The organism is Variovorax sp. YR566, assembly GCF_051992195.1.
In the GTDB taxonomy this organism is placed as follows: domain Bacteria; phylum Pseudomonadota; class Gammaproteobacteria; order Burkholderiales; family Burkholderiaceae_C; genus Variovorax.
Genome location: NZ_CP197092.1, coordinates 6,421,309 through 6,435,387, shown reverse-complemented (window position 1 = coordinate 6,435,387; position 14,079 = coordinate 6,421,309). Strand labels below are relative to the sequence as shown.

Annotated in this window: 8 protein-coding genes and 4 pseudogenes; 8 read left to right on the top strand and 4 right to left on the bottom strand. The window is 61.4% G+C overall.

Annotation, left to right across the window (positions count from 1 at the left end; genetic code table 11):
• Nucleotides 1-311: 311 nt before the first annotated feature.
• From istA to tnpC, 4 genes and pseudogenes are all read left to right on the top strand, one after another.
• Nucleotides 312-1,862 carry an IS21 family transposase gene (istA, locus tag ACTG4X_RS30135; protein ID WP_440532665.1) on the top strand — a complete coding sequence of 517 codons (1,551 nt, stop codon included), beginning with the start codon at nt 312-314 and terminating at the stop codon, nt 1,860-1,862.
• Between the two features lie 19 nt (nt 1,863-1,881).
• Nucleotides 1,882-2,619, top strand: a complete 738-nt coding sequence (gene istB / locus ACTG4X_RS30130) for an IS21-like element helper ATPase IstB (protein ID WP_440532664.1) — start codon at nt 1,882-1,884, stop codon at nt 2,617-2,619.
• 282 nt (nt 2,620-2,901) lie between these two features.
• Nucleotides 2,902-3,420 (top strand): annotated as a pseudogene (locus tag ACTG4X_RS30125) (IS3 family transposase); the annotation flags it as partial.
• A pseudogene (gene tnpC, locus ACTG4X_RS30120) lies at nt 3,419-4,330 on the top strand (IS66 family transposase); the annotation flags it as partial. The pseudogenes ACTG4X_RS30125 and tnpC, both read left to right, overlap by 2 nt.
• Nucleotides 4,331-4,357: 27 nt before the next feature.
• Here the strand turns inward: tnpC and ACTG4X_RS30115 are convergent.
• A complete protein-coding gene (locus ACTG4X_RS30115; protein WP_440532663.1) occupies nt 4,358-5,071 on the bottom strand; it encodes a UPF0149 family protein in 714 nt (237 codons plus the stop codon).
• Nucleotides 5,072-5,205: 134 nt separating this feature from the next.
• Here ACTG4X_RS30115 and ACTG4X_RS30110 point away from each other — a divergent pair.
• Nucleotides 5,206-5,466, top strand: a pseudogene (locus ACTG4X_RS30110) (integrase core domain-containing protein); the annotation flags it as partial.
• A gap of 189 nt (nt 5,467-5,655) precedes the next feature.
• On the opposite strand, the gene ACTG4X_RS30105 reads toward ACTG4X_RS30110, so the two are convergent.
• The 3 genes and pseudogenes from ACTG4X_RS30105 to ACTG4X_RS30095 all read right to left on the bottom strand — a co-directional run.
• The gene (locus tag ACTG4X_RS30105) at nt 5,656-6,171 is read right to left on the bottom strand and encodes a HEAT repeat domain-containing protein (RefSeq protein WP_218132249.1); all 516 of its coding nucleotides are present in this window, start codon (nt 6,169-6,171) and stop codon (nt 5,656-5,658) included.
• 19 nt (nt 6,172-6,190) lie between these two features.
• On the bottom strand, nt 6,191-9,163 hold the full coding sequence (locus tag ACTG4X_RS30100) for an RHS repeat-associated core domain-containing protein (RefSeq protein ID WP_440534442.1): 2,973 nt from the start codon (nt 9,161-9,163) through the stop codon (nt 6,191-6,193).
• Nucleotides 9,164-9,970: 807 nt separating this feature from the next.
• A pseudogene (locus tag ACTG4X_RS30095) lies at nt 9,971-10,171 on the bottom strand (DUF6531 domain-containing protein); the annotation flags it as partial.
• Between the two features lie 776 nt (nt 10,172-10,947).
• On the opposite strand from ACTG4X_RS30095, the gene ACTG4X_RS30090 reads away from it, so the two are divergent.
• The 3 genes from ACTG4X_RS30090 to ACTG4X_RS30080 all read left to right on the top strand — a co-directional run bounded on the left by ACTG4X_RS30090 (nt 10,948) and on the right by ACTG4X_RS30080 (nt 14,052).
• Entirely contained in the window at nt 10,948-11,670 is a 723-nt protein-coding gene (locus ACTG4X_RS30090) for a hypothetical protein (protein WP_440532662.1), read from the top strand.
• Nucleotides 11,671-12,078: 408 nt separating this feature from the next.
• Nucleotides 12,079-13,233: a hypothetical protein gene (locus ACTG4X_RS30085; protein WP_440532661.1), complete on the top strand. Its 1,155-nt coding sequence runs from the start codon at nt 12,079-12,081 to the stop codon at nt 13,231-13,233.
• Entirely contained in the window at nt 13,234-14,052 is an 819-nt protein-coding gene (locus ACTG4X_RS30080) for a GSU2403 family nucleotidyltransferase fold protein (RefSeq protein ID WP_440532660.1), read from the top strand.
• The last annotated feature ends 27 nt before the right edge of the window (nt 14,053-14,079 follow it).

Here is a 14,079-nt window from a genome sequence, read left to right as displayed (position 1 = left end):
GCGCGGCGACGCGAATGCCCATTCGATGGTTCCCCTGCGAATTCGCTAGCCGATTCCACTCCCATCTGAACACCGCCGCCGGTTGCTTAGCAAGACGCGCCGACCTCAGCCGTGTAGCAGCCTTCGGTGCGTATTTCAGCCCATCGTGGACGGCGTTTCAGGCTGATCGAAGACGCCGTTTCAACGTGATCGTGGACGGCATTTCAAACTGATCGTGGACGCTGTTTCAGCGCGATCGTGGACGATTTGGGGAGCGCGCAAGTGATCTTTTGACCGGGCGTCAAGCTCATCGCCTTTTGCGGTGAAGCCTGATGCCCACGAACAGAATCACGATGCGCCGAATCCGAGAGACATTGCGCCTGCACCTGCAGGCAGACCTGAGCTACAACGAGATCAGCCGAGCGCTCAAGATCTCCAAGAGCGTCGCGGGCAAGTACGTCTCGCTCGCCCGCGCCGCAGGCATCGACTGGGTGGTGGCCCAGACGCTCACCGACGAGGAGCTTGAATCCCGGCTGTATCGACCGGCGTTGCCCCGCTCCAGCCACCAACTCAGCCCCGACTTCGCGCTGGTCCATCAGGAACTCAAGCGCGCCGGTGTCACCCTGCAGCTGCTGTGGGAGGAGTACGCCCGCAGCCTCGTCGGGGCAGGCCAGCAGGCCTACAAGTACACGAGCTTCTGCGTGAAGTACCGGGCGTGGGCGCTCGGGCTGAAGCGGTCCATGCGCCAGACCCACATCGCCGGCGAGAAGCTGTTCGTCGACTACGCCGGCCAGACCGTTGCGCTCATCGACGCGGCCACCGGCGAGCTCGCCGCCGCGCAGATCTTCGTGGCCACGCTCGGCGCGTCCAACTACACCTACGCCTGCGCCACCGCGCGTCAGACCACCGCAGACTGGATCGGCGCCCAGGTGCGTGCGCTGGAATTCTTCGGCGGCGTGCCGCGCTTGATCGTGCCCGATCAGGCCCGCGCGTTGATCAAGAGTCCAGATCGCTACGACCCCGAACCCAATCGCCTATACGACGAGTTCGCCACCCATTACGGCTGTGCGTTGCTCGCAGCACGCCCGGCCCATCCTCGCGACAAGCCGAAGGTCGAGAACGCGGTGCTCGTGGTCGAGAGATGGATTCTGGCGCGCCTGCGCAACCGGCGCTTCTTCAGCCTGGACGAACTCAACCGGGCGATCGCCGCGCTGCTGGTCGATCTGAACCAGCGCCCCTTCAAGAAGCTGCCCGGCTGTCGGCGCAGCGCCTTCGAGACGCTGGACGCGCCCGCGCTGCGGCCGCTGCCGCCCCAGCGCTTCGAGGCGTGCCTGTGGAAGAGCGCCAAGGTGAACATCGACTACCACGTCGAGTTCGACGGTCACTACTACAGCGTGCCGCACGCTCTCGTGCGCACCACCGTCGATCTGCGCGTCAGCGCCAGCCTGGTGGAGTGCTTCGCTGCCAACCAGCGTGTGGCCTGCCATGCGCTGAGCCACCGCAAAGGCGCGCACACGACCGCGCCCGAGCACATGCCGGCGTCGCACCGCGCCCACCTGGAGTGGACGCCCCAGAAGCTGATCGACTGGGGCCGGCGCATCGGCGTCAGTGCGGCGGCGGTGGTGACTTGGCAACTCGAACACCGCCCGCATCCGGAGCAGGGCTACCGCGCCTGCCTGGGGTTGCAGCGCCTGGCGCGCGAGTACACGCCGGCACGGCTGGAAGCCGCCTGTGCTCGAGCGCTCGCGATTCGCGCGCCGACCTACCGCAGCGTCGCCTCGATATTGAAGAACGGCCTGGACCGCCAGCCCGCCCTGTTCGCGACGACACCCACGCCGCTGCCCGCTCACGAGAACGTGCGTGGCCCGGACTACTACCACTGAACCACTCAAGGAGATGACGATGCTGAATGAACACACCCTGGACCAACTGCGCAGCCTGCGCCTGGACGGCATGGTGCGCGCAATCGAGGAGCAAACTACGAGCACCGCGGCGGCCGCACTGGGCTTCGACGAGCGCCTGACCATGCTCGTGCAGCGCGAGATCGCATGGCGCGACAACAAGCGGGTGGCGCGTCTGATGAAGGCCGCCCGGTTGAAGGTCAGCACGGCCTGCGTGGAGGACATCAATTGGCGCGCGAGTCGTTCGCTGGACCGCGCCCAGGTGGCCGCGCTGGCCGGCGGCGACTGGCTGCGAAACGCGCAGAACTTGCTGATCACCGGCGCGACGGGATGCGGCAAGACCTGGTTGGCATGCGCGCTGGCGCACCAGGCGGCAAGGTCGGGCTTCTCGGTCCTGTACACCCGCGCTGCGCGCCTGTTCGATGAGCTGCAGGTCGCCCACGGCGACGGCAGCTTCACCCGGCGTCTGGCGCAGTTGGCCAAGCTCGATCTGATCGTGATCGACGACTTCGCGATCTCCCCGGTCGGCGCGCCCGAGCGAAACGATCTGCTGGAGGTGCTGGACGATCGCGTGGGCACGCGCTCGACGCTGATCACCAGCCAGTTGCCTGTACGAGCATGGCACACCTACCTGGACGACCCAACCCTCGCCGACGCGATCCTGGAGCGTGTCGTGCACAGCAGTCACAAGATCGAGCTCAAAGGCAAATCGCTGCGCGATGAGGAGCCCATGAAATGACTACCGCGCTCACCGCCCACGACTGTGGGCTGCAAGACGACTTATCCACCGCGTCGGCCGGTACGTCGCAAGCGCCGTCCGCCGCCGTGGATAAGTCTGCGCCGCAACCCTCACCAAACATCTGGAACCTCGCTTCGCGTCAGTGCGCTTCAAACTGATCGTGGACGATTGAGATACATTGAACCCCTCGCTTGCGCGCATCCCCTGCGCGTCCACGATGGCGCTGAAACAGCGTCCGCGATCAGCCTGAAACAGGCGTCCACGATCGCTGAAATGCGCACCCCGCAAGCCAAACGCGCGGCCGTCGCCATCATGATCGGGGAATGCGATCTGAGCGAGCGGCGCGCCTGCAGGCTTGTGGGGCTCTCCCGCGACAGCTACCGCCATCCACCCGAGGCCGATGCCATGACGCAAGAGCTCAGCAACAAGATCGTCGAGATCGCACATGCACGCCGGCGCTTCGGCTATCGGCGCATCCACGACATGCTGCGCCCGGACTTCCCGGGCGTGAACCACAAGCGCGTCTACCGCCTGTACAGCGCCGCCAACCTGGCGGTGCGCAAGCGCAAAAAGGTCAAACGCCCCGCCAGCGAACGCGTGCCGCTGCAACTGGCCACGACGGTCAATGAGGTGTGGAGCATGGACTTCGTCAGCGACAGCCTGAGCACGGGACGGCGCATCAAGTGCTTGACCGTGGCCGATGACTTCAGCCACGAGTGCGTGAGCATCTCGGTGGACTGGGGAATCTCGGGGCAATACGTTACGCGGCTGCTGGATCAAGCGGCCGTGTTCAGAGGCTATCGTGAGCAACACGCTGGCCGCGGGTGTGGTGCGCATCGGCCAGGCCGTGCAGCCCATCATCAACCTGCTGCGTGACCACCTGCTGGACTCGGACCTGATCTACGGAGACGAGACGACCGTGCAGGTGCTCAAGGAGCCCGGTCGGCAGGCGCAGAGCAAAAGCTTCATGTGGGCTCAGATGAACGGCAGCGGACCGCCAGTTCGACTGTTCGCCTATGCGCCGGGTCGCGGTACCGTGCACGCGCAGAAGCTCTATGCCGGCATCCGGCGCGGCGCCACGCTCGTGACCGACGGGTATCAGGTCTACGACGGCATCGCCGCGGACCATGGCCTGACGCACCTTGGATGCTGGGTGCACGCGCGCCGACCGCTGATCAAGGCCGAGGAGGCGATCCCGAAGGCAGCCCGGTCACCGGACCAGCTGGCAACACGGTTCATTAAGCTCATCGGCAAGCTCTACCGAGCGGAGGCGCTGGCCAAGGACTGGACGTCAGAGCGCCGTCATCGGCTGCGCCAGCGCTACAGCGCCGCAGTGGTCAAGCAGATCGAACAGTTGCTGCTCGCGCACCTGCACGCCGTCGCGCCCTCGAGCCTGCTGGGCGAGGCGCTGCACTACCTTCACGGCCAGTGGCCCAAACTCATCCGCTTCCTGGACAACGGGACCTGGCCGCTAGACTCCAACCCGGTAGAAAATGCGATCCGCCCGTTCGTCGTTGGACGACGCTCATGGCTCTTCGCCGACACCGTCGGCGGTGCGAACGCCAGCGCCAATCTTTATTCACTCATCGAGACGGCAAAGGCCAATGGTGTCGAGCCGTATCGCTATCTCGTCGCCCTGTTCAAGAATCTGCCGCTGGCGCAAACGGCCGACGACTACGAAGCCCTGCTGCCATGGCGACTCGTGCAGTGACCAAGCGGGCTAAGTCTGCGATCTGCCTCAGTGCAGGTCATTCGCTGCTCCGCAGCACTTCTTGAACTTCTTGCCGCTGCCGCAGGGGCAAGGCTCATTGCGCCCCACCTTGGGTTGCATCGACTTCGCCACCTCGCGCTCATAGACAGCGCGTCTGAGCGGCAGCCAATGGGCATGCATGTCCAGCACTGCTTGCGGGATCTGAAGTGCCAGTTCCGCCCTCATGGCAGGCGTCTTGGTGAGTTCGTCCTGATCCACGCAGTAGTCATCTTCGCCGAGCAGGCCGATCGGCCTGAACCAGGCTTGCCCTTGCGGTGTCGACAGCAACGGCTGCCAGTCACTCCAGCAAAGCTTCATTCCCTCAACGAAGCCGCAGGCCCACACTTCAGCGTCGTCATACTCCCGCTCGTCGCCTTCGTAGGTCATCGTTGACCAGCCAGGACTGACCCCTCGTGGGTCATCCTCCAGCCCGGCAATGATGCTGTTGAAGTGGCGCATGACGAGCCCCAAAATGTGGTTCACCTGCTCGATTGAATCCATCGGCGGCATCATCTCCTTGGTGCCCCAGATCTTGGGGAGCCACCGCTTCGGATGGATGGTTGTGGGACCGACCGCAAGGGCGTGCAAGAACCCATCCACCATGTCCAGGGTCATGACATCTTCTGTGTCGACGTCATAGAGCAGGAACTGGTCAAGCTCGTCGTATTCGTCCTCGGAAAGTGGGGCAAATGGGGTGCTCATGGATTGAATGCGGGATGCGGGAACAATCGAGATTCTCGCCCGCGGCGCGCCGCCAGCCGACAGCTAACCATCCGTGACTCCCTTACCCCAAACGGTCATCTGGGCACAGGGGCGTGGTCAATAGAGCGCTTACCATTGAGCCATCAGTGGGCAGCAAAGGCGATTCGTACGACAACGCCCTGGCCGAGACGATCAACGGCCTCTACAAGGCTGAACTGATCCATCGCCGGGCACCGTGGAAGACCAAGGAGGCGGTGGAGTTTGCAACTCTCGAATGGGTGTCCTGGTTCAACCACCATCGCCTGCTCGAACCCATCGGCTACATCCCGCCTGCAGAAGCTGAGGCAAACTATTACCGGCAACTCGCCAGTCAGACCGCCACGATGGCGGCATGACTTAAACCAACCGGCCTCCACGAAAGCCGGGGCGCTTCACTGCCGGTTCCGCGCTGTGACCCCGCACCCTACCGTCTTCATAGTAGTAGACCTCGTAGATAGCGACCGCGCCATCTCGGCTCATTACTCGATATTCCCAAGTCATAGAATTAGCGGGAGTCTGACTCCGATTACTACTTGAGACCGCCATCAATCCTCAGCCCAATAGCGCACCTTCTCATCAGAATCGCGGCTGAGCTTGTCAAGGCAAGCTATGGTTTTTTTGCTGCGAGGAAATCTGGCAAGAGCTGAGGCGACGCCCGCGCGAACTTCAGGGCTGCGATCAGTCGCTGCAGCGATCAGGGATTCAACGACCTCTATCGCTCTTAAATGCCCAAGAGCCGCAGCCGCCGACGCCCGCACGCAGGCCGCGGAATCTATCTTCAGTACCTCATTCAGCAACGGGATGCTTTGTTCTCGATATGGCAAGCTAGGTGTGCCAAGTTGACCAAGAATGAAGGCACCCAATTCTCGGTCATGACGCTTTGCTGCTCTCAGCAAACCACGGGCAAGCTCAAACTCGGAGTCTCCGCCTTTCAATTGAATCGCTCTCGCCGCAGCCATTCGCACTCGGGTGCTTCCATCGGTGAGGAACTGGGGCAGCAAATCTACTGAATACAGTTCCAAAGCCTGCCAGATCAAGGTGTCAATTGCAGTGTTTGTCATATCAAGATGGGTGTGAATCTTAGCGACTCCTACCCCCTTTTCCATACCGAGAGCCTCGGCATCCCCATGCCTTTTGAGTGGCTTTTACTTGGTCTGGCCGGTACCTGCTAGCGTTTTGCGCGAGCCACGCGCATCGGTCCATCGGTACTCTCCCACAGAGCCGTTCATTCGCTGCATATGCTTCGTAGTCTTTGGCGATTTCAGTGTCCGCTTGATTGCCAGGGGCGGTCATCTGCGCCGGTTCAGATACAGACGGATCTGGCCAAGTTATTCCATTCCAATTCCACGTAGGCAACAGCGGGCTTGGCTTTGTCCAGCTCGATGGCACGGGACTTTGATTTTGAGTGGATCCGCCGCCAGGAACAACCGGCGGCCCAGGCATCGGACCAAAGGGTGTAGGCCACACCGTCTGCAATCCCAGCGGATCGGTCGCATTTAGCGGATCGCCATCCACATACCCGTATCTGTTGAATCCCCCATCAAGCCCAATGGGATCGGACTGGCTGTATCGGCCTGTCCTGCTGTCATAGCTGCGGAAATAGTTGTAGTTGAGCCCCGATTCCTCATCCGCATACTGCCCCGGATACCGCAGGTTGAACTTCACCTCCGAGATGCTGGTCGTGCCCGGGTTCGGCGTCGTCTCCAGATTGGCAAAGCGGTTCTTCGCCAGCGTCGGCTTGTCTTCCCCGAACGCGCTGTAGCCCCACTGCCAGACCGCTTGCCCATCCGCGTTCGTGAGCTTGCGCGTTGTGTTCAGGTGATCGCTGTGCACCGCATAGGTGTTGCCGTTGACGATGGCCGCAATCGGCATCGGCCCGTTGGCCGAGGGCAGATAGATGTACTGCGCCTGCCCGCCGCTGTTCGTGCCGCCGCTGCCCGCCTCCGCGAGCAGGGTGCCCTGCTCGTCGTAGACATACGCATAACCCAGCTGCTCGGCCTGCGTGGTCGCCGGGCTCCACAGCTTGGTGAAGAACGCGATCAGGCTCTGCATGAAGCCCGGGTCGGCCTCGTCGCCCTGGCTGGGCGGATACAGCGGCTCGGTCTTGAAGACGCGCTGGCCCAGCGCGTTGTGCGCGTAGCGCGTAGTCGGGCTGACATCGGTCGCACCCGTCGTCGCTGCAGCAAGCCGGCCTTCGATGTCGTAGGTATAGCTGCGCAGGCCGTCGCTCACCATGTCGCCGTTGGCGTTGTAGCCGTAGGTGACGCTGGTGCTGCTCGCGCCGTTGATGGTCTGGCTGAAACCCGTGAGCTGGTTGCTTGTCGATCCCACCGTGTAGGTGCGGTTGGTGCTCACGCCGGCGACGGCGCGGGTGCTGCTGGAGCGGTTGCCGTTGGCGTCGTAGCCGAAGCCTGCGGTGTTGCCCGTGGCGTTGAAGCTCACGATGCGTCCCACCGCGCTGTAGCCCACGCTCCAGGTGACGTTGGCATTGGCGATGGTGCTGTGGGTCGGGTCGGTGTCGCCGGGCTGCCAGAGGTTCTGCGTCAGGCTGGTGATGCGCCCGGCTGCGTCGTAGGTGTAGCTGCTGAACTCGGTGGTGGTCAGGCGGCCCGCGGTGTCGTAGGTGCGGCTGGCTGCCACTGCTGGGGAGGCAAACGCCCAGGTCCAGGCGGTGGGCTGGCCCAGCGGGTTCCAGGCGATGCTGGTGACCAGCGGGGTGCCGTTCCAGTTCAGGCTGGCGAGACGGCCGGTGGTGTCGTAGAGATGCGTGAGCGTTCCGCCATTGGGGTAGCCAATGCTCGCCAGCGTGCCGTTGGGGTTGTAGGCGTAGCTGACCTGCTGGACGCTGCCGTTGGCAAGGGTCTGCTTCTTGAGGGTGACGCGGCCGAAGGTGTCGCGGGTGTACTCGGTGGTGCCGCTGCGGTCGACGATCTCGGACAGATAGCCCTTGCTGTTGACCGTGAGGTCGTAGCGCAGGGTGGTGGTCTTGCCGTCGGCGAAGACCAGGCCTATGGGGCGGCCCAGGGCATCGCGGGTGATCGTGGTCGCCTGGCCGAGGGCGTCGGTGATCTGGGTGGGCAGGCCCAGGTTGTCGTACTGGGTGCTGGCGGTGCCGACATCAGCGCTGCTCTCTGCCGTCGCGTTCCCTTGGGCATTGCGGGTGTAGGCGGTGGTCACGCCCTTGAAGTCCTTGGCTTCGGTGACGGCGTCGAGGGCGTTGTATTTGAGGGTGGCGCTGGCGCTGGCTGCGTCGGTCACGGTCTTGACGCGGCGCAGGTTGTCCAGGCCGTACTGGGTGCTCTGGTTCAGGCCGTTGGTCTGGGCAATCAGTTCGCCGTTGGCGTCGTAGCCGAAGGTGTTGGACTGGTTGGGGCCTTCAGTCTTGCCGGAGAGACGGTTGATGTTGTTGACCGTGCGGGCCACGCTCCAGGCTACGCTGCCGGCGCTGTCCTTGATCTGCTCGGCGGTGCGGTTGCCCATGCCGTCCAGGGTGTAGGTGCCGCTCTCGCCTCGGTTGTTGCTCCAGCCTGTGAGGCGGTGGGCCGCGTCGTAGGTGTAGGTCAGGACGAGGCCTGTGGGTAGCGACACAGTCTCCACGGTGCCGTAGGGCTTGTAGGTGAGCGTGGTGGTCTGGCCGCCGACCGTCTGGGTCAGCAGGCGGTCGCGGGCGTCGTAGGTGTAGGTGGTGACAAGGCCGTTGGGGACAGTCGAGCTGACGACGCGGTTGGCAGTGTCGTAGGCGTAAGTGGTGACGTGGCCCAGCGCATTGGTCGATGTGAGGACGTTGCCTCGGGTGTCGTAGGTGTAGTTCGTAACCGCACCGTTGGGCTCAGTGGCGGTGTCAACCAACTGCGACGTGTTGTAGGTCCACTGCCAGAGCTGGGCTTTGTTGGTGGCCGTGTCGGTGACGGTCTTCGACAGCGTGTTGCCCAAGGTGTCGTAGGTGTAGGCGGCGGTGCGGCCGGCCTCAGTCACCAGTGTCGGCAACGAGAACAGTGGATGCCATTGCGTTGCGACGGTCTTGGCTTCAGGCGTGCCGGATGCTTGCACCACGGTGAGGGGCAAGCGCCGAGCGGTATCCCAAGCTGTTGTCGTGATCGCGCCCTTGAAGTCAGTCTCAGAGGTAATCAGGCCGTTGACGTCTTGAACACGAGAGGCGGCATCCGCTTGGCTTCGCTCCGATGGGCGAGAGCTAGCAGCAACCGTGAGCTTGCCTGCTACGATGCCATAGTTGTAGCTGCGGCTTGCACCCAATGGGTCAACAATGACAGCTGAACCTGCTGCAGGGTAGCTGACTTGATAGCTACCAGCCCCATCTGGCAGAGTGGTGCCGATGGCACGACCCTGCTCATCATAGGCAAAGGTGGCCCATCGGGCGCCAGTCTCATCCACGATTCCCGTGAGGGCCTGAGCATATGTGGCGTTCTCGTACAGGAAGGTTTGGTTCTTGCCGTCAGGATAGAGCACTGATGCTAGGCGACCAGCACTGTCGTAGCCGTAGCTAACAATCCGGCCATCGGGTGTGACCAGCATCGTTAGTTGATTTGCGCCGTTGTACGTAAACGATAAGACGCGACCAAAGGCATTGGTAACCGTGGCTAGCTGGCCAGCTCCGTTGTAAGCATACGCCGTGCCCCAACCGTTGCGAGCCACCGCACTCTGCAACTTACCATCAGCAGTGAAGTTGTACGTATCGCCATTGTCGGTACGATGCCACGCCCATGTCCCAGCACTTGCTAACACGAGCCCATCCGCGCTATCAGTAGGGGTCCAGCCAGCGCTGGTGGAAGTGCGCGTGAAGGTGCGCACATAGCCTTCGGGAAGGGTAACGGTGGCAGTCAGCGGTGCCCCAACAGGTATTGCACTCAGTCCGATGTTGTAGTTGTGAGACCAAGCCTGCCCCAAGCCGGAAGCTGGGCCGGTCGTACCATTGGCCCAACTGCTTCGATAAGTGCGACTAAAGACAAGGGGGTCTGGTCCAGCGGCGAACCAATCGGTTTGTGCTTCGTATTTTTCGGTGCTGCCAGGAAGAATGGGATTGCCGGCCGATGCACCGGCCATGCACATATTTGGCGGCTCTGAAAGCACTGGGGACGGTGTCGAACCCGTTTTCACGCAGGAAGATTGAGTGGAGTCCTCGACGTATCCGCCGTGGCACAAACAAAGCCCGCCCCAGGAGTAGCTGTTTGCAGGGCAAAAAGTAGGACTGGATTCAATCAGCACAGCACCGTTTGGCTGTACGGAGCCGTTGGGAGCTTGGGTGAAGATATTGCAAGTGTTGCCGTCCCATACCGTCCAACCAGTTGCCCATCCTAAGTACCGAACCTCAGCCGGAATCATTGGAGACGCCGCACTACATGCATCAGCTTTGGCCGAAAAATAATCTGTGTAGAGCAAATGCATGATCGACAGATGTCCGCGCCATTGGAATGGCAACGGACTCACTGCGGCCAGTGCGGGGGAGCTTCCTCCGCTGATAAGTAGCAGAAGGGCGATTGCGTGCAGGTCTAACCGGCCTTTGGAACTTGAACCACGGCAAGTCAAGGGAGAACTATCTACAACGGCAGCGCTGGCGCGTCGAGTCGTTCTAAGAAATGCATGTACCCTATTTGCCAGTTGGGCGATGCATTGCTGGGCACAAAGCTAAAGATCATGACTATCTCGGTCTGGCCGCGCCAACTTCAAATGACTCATTCCCCATCCCTCCCTATCTGCTCGCATAGTTATCCAATCAATCGCGACGGCCTCGTCGCGTTGTTGCGACGATCTGCATTTCTTGGACGATCAATCACCCACTCGAGGCGCAGTCTGCCGAGTATTCTTTTTTCCTTAAATCAATGGCTCTGCAATTTGGTGGAGAGTGGAAAGAATATGCAGATCGCTTGGGCGATGCCTGGCTGGATGTAGAGTGGAGTGCGCGTGGTGAACCCCTAAGAAGGTTCTTTGAACGCGCAGAATGGGTGGTTGGCCTGATGGAAACGGGAGATGAAAAACCCGTTGGTCATCACGATGTCGCGATATCGGAGTCTCGTGATTTCAAAATAAAAATTGCCGCCACAGAATGGCTAAAAGATTCCGGAAAATCTCTTCAAGTTATCGGAAATGAAGCCGTGTTTGAGCGGTCAAACGTCTTTATCGGTCCCGAGACTTTGCGAGGTCGCAGTTCTCGATCACAAGTTACGCGGAATTTACTTCGTGATAGGTTTAAGTTCTCCAATCATTCAAATCCTCCTTATGATCGGGCGGCTTTCGTCACTGCGCTTGCGGAAATGATCGGAAGGACGTCGGGAAATCAGCGGGTTTTTACGCATTTGGACGCACCGTTTGATGCTCTGGCGCTTAAGCCGGAAGTAAGGCTGTTCGCGCGCCCTCTATTTTCGCTTGCCGCCTCCAGCAAAAACCCTGTTTTGCTTCCTTTTCTTTTCTTAGGATCCGCGCGGGAAAATGGGAAGAAAATAGAGGTATCGCCCGAGCAGATAGAAAGGCTATGCCTTTGGGTGCATCCTCGATTGAATCACCAAATTGAAATAAATGAAGTCCGGCGCCTATATAGGGACTGATCACTTGGGTCGATGATGAGGTAATGAAGCCAACGATGTTCTGGGAGAAGTGGAGCTTGGCTCGAGGCCATGTCAGGATCTGAACGAAGTCCTGCAAGGGATCCCAGCCGGTGCTGGGCGCGAGTCGAGGCCGGCCCGCAGGATCTACCCGGCAAACGCCAAGCTGCTGGGTAGACGGGTAGCCAGTTGTCGTGTTCCACTGGGAATGGAATTTTTTCACCGAACTTGGAATTAGCGCCAGGTGGCCGACACGGGGGCGCCGCCCAACCCTCTCCGGTCGACCCCCTGATCGTCGAATCAAGAGATTTAGCAAAACTCTCGTACCTCGGCCACGGTATGGATCTCGGCCATGGTATGTAACATGGCCGAGATATGTAAAATGACCGGGTTACTCGAAGACTGGCCTACATGCCTTCAAAACACCCCCCCAGCCTCCGCGGCGAACAAGCGGAAAGGTTCGTCGGTGAACTGTTCCGCGCCCACGGTTGGCAAGTTGATTTCCCTCCCGACAGTTCGGGGGGGGATCCAGACATCTGGGTAGAGCAAGGCCAACACGCCTATGCGATCGAGGTGAAGGCTCCGACCGAAAGCCGCGCTGACAGGGTGATTCCCCTCTTGTCCCAGGCCGTGTTGCAGGCCCAGTTGCAGGCACAGTTAAGCGGCAATCACCCCGATGGTGTGCGACCTCTGGCCGTGATATGCCTTGACCATGCGAGTTACGCTCTGGTGGAGCAAGTCGTTCGTTTCGCCGAAAAGTATGCTCCCGAAGTGGCCGTGGGCATTGTTTCGCGCGACGGGGTTCGGCGGTTCAGCGGCCCAGGCTTGGAGGGCATGAACGAGGAAGCAGAGCCCGTCGCCCGCTCCCGAGGTACGAGCACGCCACAAGCGGTCAATCTCTTTTCAGACCTTAACCAATGGCTACTCAAAGTCTTGCTCGCGTCGGACTTGCCAGAAGGGCTGCTGTCCGCCCCGCGAGAGCGGTACGTCAGCGGGGCGGCACTGGCCGACGCAGCGGATGTGTCCAGAATGAGCGTCTCGCGCTTTCTACAGCAGCTGAAAAGCGAAGGGTACCTCGCCGATTCCGGGTACCTGACGCTCGTCCGAAGAGAAGAGCTGTTCCGCCGTTGGAGTGCAGCCAATATGCGGCCGGCGCCGGAGCAGCCGATGAGCGCTCTCATACCGCTGGTAGGTAACCTGGTCCAACCACTGGTGAACAGCCTCCACGCCGATGCTTGCCTCGCGGTCTTCGCCGCCGCGACCGAATTGAACTTAGGCCACGTCAGCGGCGTTCCGCCCTACATCTACGTTCGCAAGCTGCCTCTGCCGAACGAACGCCGATGGGGAATGCTCACGCCGGCAAACAAGGGCAAACCGACCGTGGTGCTGCGGCAAGCGCTGAACCCCCAGTCCATATTCCGCGGTGCAGTGCAGCGCAACGGCATGCTGGTCACCGACGTGATCCAGGTGTGGCTGGACGTCGCGCACCACCCCAGCCGCGGCACTGAGCAGGCAGAACTCATCTACGAGAAGATACTGGCACCCATCATGAAAGGCGTCCACTGAATGGACGACCTCAACGATTTCGCCCGCCTGGCGCAGGCGCTGGTCCCCTGGGGCGACCATCTGGTCTACGTGGGGGGATGGGCGCACCGCCTCCACCGCCTCCATCCCCACGCACATGTCCCCGATCATGATGCTCTGCTGACCCGCGACAGTGACGTAGCCATCGACAAGTGGGTGCCGAAAGAAAGCGACATCAAGGCGGCACTGCTCGCCCACGGCTTCAGAGAAGAACTGCGCGGCGATCTCCGCCCACCCGATGCCCAATACACACTCGGCGATGAGAATGCCGGCTTCTACGCCGAATTCCTCACGCCCCTGGTGGGCAGCGGATACAGACGAGGTGGAACGCAGATCGCGAACGAGAAGATGGCCGGTATCCTGGCCCAGAGAATTCGCCACCTGGACATTTTGCTGGTCGATCCCTGGCGAGTGACCCTGGATACCGACAACTTCGACTCGCTCCCGGCACCGATGGAAGTTCGCGTCGCAAATCCCCTGTGCTTCATGGTTCAAAAGTTCCTCATCCAGGAGAGAAGGCGCAAGCAGGGTAAGGCGCCCAAGGATCTGCTGTACCTCTATGACACCATCCAACTGTTCGGCGGCCAGTTGGACGCCTTCCAGGAACGCTGGAGAACGGTGGTCGCCCCAGCACTGGGGCAAGCCGACGCCAAAAAGGTGATCGAGCTCAGCCAACAAACCTTCAACGCCGTCGACGACGACCTGCGGAACGCCGCCATCATTGCTCAGGGCCGCGACCTCGACCCGGATGATATGCGGCGAGCCTGCAAGTTCGCGTTCGAGCACATTCTGGCAATCTGAGCCATCCCTAGGCCCCGCCCGCATGCG